The sequence below is a fragment of the Kitasatospora nipponensis genome, from assembly GCF_039528135.1.
Lineage (GTDB): Bacteria > Actinomycetota > Actinomycetes > Streptomycetales > Streptomycetaceae > Kitasatospora > Kitasatospora nipponensis.
In genome coordinates this window covers 1-531 of sequence record NZ_BAAALF010001114.1, presented here as the reverse complement: position 1 = coordinate 531, position 531 = coordinate 1, and the positions used below count along the sequence as shown (strand labels likewise).

The window sequence follows — 531 nt, the reverse complement described above, 5'->3', positions numbered from 1 at the left end:
CCCCCATGTTGGCGGTCCGGTCTGTGGGAAGTCACAAGATCGTCTCTGTGGTGGGCTGGACCGGCGGCCTCCCGCACGGCGGCCAGGAAGGTCGCGGTGCGGGGCGGGGGGGTCGTCCTGAAGGCGAACCGGCCGAACTACTCCGGCAAGCATCCCCGTCACGGCCTGCACGTCCTCGCCCTGACCGACGAGAAAGGCCGGCTGATCCGGATATCCGCTGCCCGGCCCGGCCGCACCCACGACATCACCCCCGCCCGCCGCGACCACCTGCTGGTCGAGTGGTGGAAGCAGGGCGCCGGGGCCGGCACGCCGGACACCTGGGCCTCGTACGTCGGCACCGACCGGCAGTACACCGAGTACTACGACCTGAAGACCGACGCCAACGGGACGGTCACCGGCACCGGGCAGGTGCTGTTCCGGGAGTACTACGACCTGGTGAGCGACCCGTACCAGCTGCAGAACCTGCTGCACCAGGCCACCCCGCAGCAGGAGCAGGCGCTCGGAATCCCGGCGCTGGCAGCCCAGTTGGCG

Annotated in this window: 1 protein-coding gene; it reads left to right on the top strand. The window is 70.8% G+C overall.

Annotated features, from left to right (window positions below; genetic code table 11):
* Positions 1 to 96 precede the first annotated feature (96 nt).
* On the top strand, positions 97 to 531 hold a 435-nt coding region (locus ABD323_RS45155; protein ID WP_344447741.1), incomplete at its 3' end, for a transposase family protein.